Source organism: Rhizobium sp. C4 (assembly GCF_021026315.1).
Taxonomy (GTDB): Bacteria; Pseudomonadota; Alphaproteobacteria; order Rhizobiales; family Rhizobiaceae; genus Ensifer_A.
This window is the reverse complement of record NZ_JAJNCX010000037.1, coordinates 1-5165: the sequence shown is the minus strand read 5'-3', so window position 1 is coordinate 5165 and position 5165 is coordinate 1. Positions and strand designations below refer to the sequence as shown.

3 protein-coding genes and 3 pseudogenes are annotated in these 5165 nt (G+C 54.5%); 2 read left to right on the top strand and 4 right to left on the bottom strand.

Annotated elements, in window-relative coordinates; genetic code table 11:
* Positions 1–125: 125 nt before the first annotated feature.
* A pseudogene (locus LQK84_RS24870) lies at positions 126–365 on the top strand (IS3 family transposase); the annotation flags it as partial.
* 66 nt (positions 366–431) lie between these two features.
* Here the strand turns inward: LQK84_RS24870 and LQK84_RS24865 are convergent.
* The 3 genes from LQK84_RS24865 to LQK84_RS24855 form a co-directional block, all read right to left on the bottom strand.
* The gene (locus LQK84_RS24865) at positions 432–2291 is read right to left on the bottom strand and encodes a polysaccharide biosynthesis protein (protein ID WP_230831468.1); all 1860 of its coding nucleotides are present in this window, start codon (positions 2289–2291) and stop codon (positions 432–434) included.
* 254 nt (positions 2292–2545) lie between these two features.
* Positions 2546–3088 carry a sugar transferase gene (locus LQK84_RS24860; RefSeq protein WP_330166436.1) on the bottom strand — a complete coding sequence of 181 codons (543 nt, stop codon included), beginning with the start codon at positions 3086–3088 and terminating at the stop codon, positions 2546–2548.
* A 231-nt stretch (positions 3089–3319) separates the two neighbouring features.
* Positions 3320–3577: a hypothetical protein gene (locus LQK84_RS24855; RefSeq protein WP_230831466.1), complete on the bottom strand. Its 258-nt coding sequence runs from the start codon at positions 3575–3577 to the stop codon at positions 3320–3322.
* A 74-nt stretch (positions 3578–3651) separates the two neighbouring features.
* On the opposite strand from LQK84_RS24855, the pseudogene LQK84_RS24850 reads away from it, so the two are divergent.
* A pseudogene (locus LQK84_RS24850) lies at positions 3652–5040 on the top strand (ISL3 family transposase); the annotation flags it as partial.
* Between the two features lie 19 nt (positions 5041–5059).
* Here LQK84_RS24850 and LQK84_RS24845 read toward each other — a convergent pair.
* A pseudogene (locus tag LQK84_RS24845) lies at positions 5060–5165 on the bottom strand (IS630 family transposase); the annotation flags it as partial.

The following is a 5165-nucleotide window of genomic DNA, read 5'->3' as shown; positions in this document are numbered from 1 at the left end:
CTCCAACGCTGCGCAATGTGAAAGCTACGCGTTTCCGCCGGTTGCTCAAGCCGCGCCATTTGGCGTATCAAAAACCGCCGAGGCTCTAATCGCAGCCGGATGAAAGTTCAGTGGCAGGTCAGTCAAAGCATCACAATCTGATCCACTCGATGAGCGGTGCAGGAAATTGTCATGACAACGCTGTAGCCGAAAGCTTCTTCAATCTCCTGAAACGAGAGAGGATACGCCGCAAGCTATATCGTTCACGCGATGAGGCTCGCCAGGATGTGTTCGATTACATCGAAATGTTCTACAACCCGAAACGCAAGCATGTCAGGAACGGGATGCTGTCGCCTGTTGAATTCGAAAACAGGCAGAAATCATAACCCGAGGGTGTCTAAGAAACTCGGGGCTATTCACCCTGAATGCACCGCTCCAAAATCGGTATCCACCTATTCAACCGCTATCTCTCCCGTATGGATCCAATCCACTATCTCTCCATTGGAAACATATTCGGGCACAAGTTCCTGCACCCTCCTTTGGATCGCAGAGACGTCGTTCTCCGCGGTAAGTCTTTTTAGAATTTGAAGTTTTGGCTCAAGTTCACCCCAAGAAGTAAACGCCTCTTGAGCCTTGAGTATGCGCTCATGCGAAGTCGGGCGAGGATTATCTCCGATCAGCAACTCTTCGTAGAGCTTTTCTCCTGGCCGTAATCCGGTGATCTTAATCTCCACGTCGCCATCCGGGTGAGCCTCGTCCCGCAATGTCAATCCCGAAAGCTCCACCATTTTACGCGCGAGGTCAAATATTCGCACCGGCTGCCCCATATCCAGAACGAAGACGTCCCCACCCTCCGCCATAGCGCCAGCTTGGATAACAAGCTGCGCAGCCTCGGGCACTGTCATGAAGTAACGGGTAATTTCCGGATGTGTCAAAGTTATAGGACCGCCCTCTCGAATCTGCTGGCGAAACTTCGGCACGACCGAACCCGATGAACCGAGAACATTGCCAAACCGAACCATTGAGAACGTTGTCGGAGCACCGGCATCCGCAAGCGCCTGCAGCACCATTTCCGCGAGCCGCTTGCTGGCACCCATGAGATTCGTCGGTCTGACGGCCTTGTCAGTGCTGATCAACACAAAATTCTGTACGCCGCTGGCGGCGGCGGCCTGTGCCGTATGAAGCGTACCAAAAACATTATTGCGGATACCCTCCCCGGGATTGTGTTCGACGAGGGGCACATGCTTATACGCCGCCGCATGATAGACTGTTTCTGGCCGGAGCGTCTTCATGATCTTCTGCATCCGCTTCGCGTCTGTGACCGAAGCAAGAAGTGGTACAACCGGTATCTGATTTGCCGCGCATTTTCGCTCCAATTCTTGATGGATCGCGTACAAGGCATATTCGCTCTGATCGACCAACAGTAGTTTTTTGGGGCTCATCCTTATGATTTGTCGGCACAGTTCGCTACCAATCGAACCGCCTGCCCCGGTGACTAATACGACACGGTTGGCCACAAGTTCTCCAAGCAACGCTGCATCCGGCGTAACCGGATCGCGCCCAAGCAAGTCATCTACTTCGAGCTCGCGAACATCAGAGACAGTAACGCGGCCTTGAGCCAAGTCGATCAAACTCGGTAGCGTTCTCACTGAGATCTGGTGCTCGCTCAACGAAACCAGTATTTCGTTCCGACGATTTCGGCTGATATTGGGCATGGCGAGGAGCACATGCGCTACGTTCCATTTCCTTGCCAGTGGCGCCAAGTCCGCAGGGTTATGGACAGGCAATCCATTTAAGAGCCTGCGGTGAAGGCTTGGGTCATCATCAAGGAAACCGATGACCTGCATTTCAGGGCTGTTTGTCATTGCGGTCGCAAGCTCGCGCCCAGTCGACCCAGCGCCATAAATCAACACCTTTGGACGGCTCGCATGCTTCAATATCGTATTGTAGTGCCCGCCGAGCCAGAAACGCGCCAGCACACGTGATCCGCCCACGAATAACAATAGCAGGATTGGTTGAATCAAGCCAACAGTTCTAGGGACATCAGGCAGGCTGATCGCCGTGAATATTGTAGAATAAAACAGACCGTAAATTGCAACGGCCCGCACCACGGCAAGCAAAGCCGGCCAGCCACTGTATCTAAAAATAGCGCGGTAAAGACCGGAAACGATAAAAATGGGAATAGCAAGGGCGATTGAAGCAACCGCCGCCCAGAGGGCATTGTCGGAAAGCGCAACAAAGTTGCCCAGCCGGAGAAAAAAAGCGAACCAAACCGTGAAAACGCAAATGGCTGCGTCAACGGTCAAAGCGATTATACGCTTGTGAGCCCGCGATAACCCAAGAAGCGGCACTACTAAGTTATCCGACTGGTACGACGATAGAAAACCCAATGTGCCGCATCCTGATTTCTACAGGTGATCCGTAATTCTTGGCTCAGCCTAGCATAAGTTATTAGTATTTCGTGATCTTTAGACAAAAAAATGGGTTATCAGCGTGATCACAATAACTTTGAAGCACAAGCCTACGTTTTCTGAAATGCAACCCTTCGACATAGGAGACAATTTGTTCACTTCTCCGCTGCGTCACCAAAACCCGAGCCTACAACTGTCGATATCATTATCCTGATATCGCCAAGTGAAGAATGGTTCCTCACGTAGAACGCATCGACCTCGGCGAGCCGAGCAGGCTGAGACATATCGATATTTGCGATTTGAGCGAGACCAGTGATCCCCGGTCGAACCGAAAACACATTTCTTTGCCGACGCTCCAATATCAGTGATACCTGAGACGGCAGGCAGGGCCTTGGCCCCACTAGGCTCATCTGACCTAGAACGACGTTGAACAATTGCGGAAGTTCGTCCAGTTTCCACCGTCGAAGAAATCTTCCCACCGGTGTTATCCACACACTCGACGCCTCATGAGAGGCCACGTTTGGAGAGCCTGCGGCCATGGTCCTGAATTTCAGACACATAAACACGCCTTCCTCGCGTCCTACCCTACCTTGCGCAAACAGCGCCGGCCCTTTGGAGGTGCATTTTATTACCCCGGCGATTATCAACATGAACGGCCACAAAATCACAAGGCCGCAGCACGCCAACACTAGATCCATACAACGCTTCATGCCGGATCGGATATCAACATTTTCAGATAAAGACCAGAGTTTTCATTTTCGGCGGCCAGATCCCCAAAGCAAGCGGATACCTCCTCAATTGAGCCTCCCTCCGCACCCGATCCGCGATTCTTCTGCAAACGGCGTTTTATGGAGTAATGGGGGGGGGGGATAGAACACAGAACAGATAAACGGCGTTTGCGGAGACGAGCCAGAATGACGTCGCAGGCATCAGGATGAGGAGCCGGACGCGGGATCGGTCGGGACATCGTCGCTGGTAGGCCCAAGGTGGCGCTTCTTCAGGAACGGGTTGATGTTGCGCGCATATTTGGCGGCCAGCGCCTCGAAGTCATCTTCGGCGTATTTCACATGGAAGCCTTGCTTTTCAAGCTCGGTGACGATCGCGTCCCGGAGGCCGTCGAGTGCCTTGCGAGGGTTTGGATCACGTTGGGCTGCCCGGATCATCAGCCAGAGGAGTGTGCGGGCCATGTCTGTTGATTTCCATTGAGAGCTGACCCGGCGTTTCCACCGAGAAGTGGCTCTGACTCACATTTGCTGCTGTCGTGAAGGAGGTTTGCGCTGATTCACCGGAGGATCAGCAATGGGGCCATCGATTGCCGCATGCCAGTCTCGCGCCGTTCGGCCTTGTTGTAGAGACAGTGACGATCGTTGGGGAATGTGTTCAAGTTCGGCTTCGATCGCGCAATCTATCAGCAGCTTGTCCAGCCTGCGGGCGAGTAAGCCGGCGAATTCAAAGCCGATATGAGCGGCGACCTGCTGACTTACCTCTCAGTGGCCGGCGGGTAGAGTTGACCGTCGTGACGCGTCGGTTCTTGTGCGATGCCGTACTGTGCGGCCGGCGTATCTTCTGCGAACAATTCGGTGACAACGTGCTGGCTCGCTATGGTCGACGCACCCAAAGGCTGGAGACGATTGTTCACCATCTTGGGCTGGCGCTTGGCGGTAGACCTGCCGCAGCGTTTGCCGAGGCCCTTATGATACCGGTGAGCAACGACACGTTATTGCGGGTGGTTCGCCGCCGTATTGGTGATCGAAACGAAGACCTCAACGTTATAGGCATTGACGACTTTGCCTTCAGGCGAGGGCAAACGTACGGAACGATTGTTTGTGATCTTGAACGGCGCAGACCCGTTACCCTTTTGCCGGATCGTGCGCTGGATACGTCTCGAACATGGCTTGCAGAGCATCCGTCGATATCGATTGTCGCCCGTGATCGGGGCGGTGGCTATGGTGAGGCCATAGCGAAGGCTTTGTCCGATGCTGAGCAGGTCGCCGATCGATGGCACCTGATGGAAAATTCCAGCCGGGCTTTCCTCGATGCCGTCGGCAAGTTGATGCGGCAGATCAGACAGGCTGTCGGCAGCAATGTCGTTGATCCCAAGCTTCTGACATACGCTGAGAAGCTGCAGTATGAGGGATATCTACGCCGCCAGGAAACAAACGAGGCGGTCCGGGAGCTGTCGAAGAAGGGAACATCCATTCGACAGATCGTGCGGCAAACCGGCCATAGCCGTAAGCTCGTTCGCGACGTTTTAAGGGGCCAGCGTCTCGACGTATTCCGAACGCGACCCAGCTCTTTGGATGGCTGGCTGCCTTGGCTCAACAGCCGCTGGGAGGAAGGGGCACGGAATGCTTCGGCACTCTGGCGCGATATGAAGACGAAGGGTTTTGCGGGGCAGAGTGGTGTCGTCTCGCAATGGGCGCAACGCCGACGTCTTGCGGAAAAGGCCAATCAGAGCGGGCTCGCCAGAACGCCGTCCACACGGGTCATCGCACGGCTCATGACCACCGCACGCGATGACCTTGCAAAGTCCGAAGCCATACTTGTTGCGGCGATCGAAGTGAACGTCCCGGAGCTTGTAGCCGCCCGCACGGCCATCGGCGACTTCCAGTCCATGATCCGCTCGAAGACAGCGCGGAAGCTCGAAGAATGGCTAGATCGGAATCCGATCATGTTGCATCGTATCCAGCGGCGGCGAAATAGTTCTGGCATTCGTTTGGCGTGAAGAGTTTGAGGACGCGCCCAATTGTGTTCCAGAGGCCACTGATGGAGCGC

Coding starts and splice junctions, on each gene's coding strand:
- LQK84_RS24860 (WP_330166436.1), bottom strand. CDS start 3,088: ATGGATCTAGTGTTGGCGTGCTGCGGCCTTGTGATTTTGTGGCCGTTC.
- LQK84_RS24855 (WP_230831466.1), bottom strand. CDS start 3,577: ATGGCCCGCACACTCCTCTGGCTGATGATCCGGGCAGCCCAACGTGAT.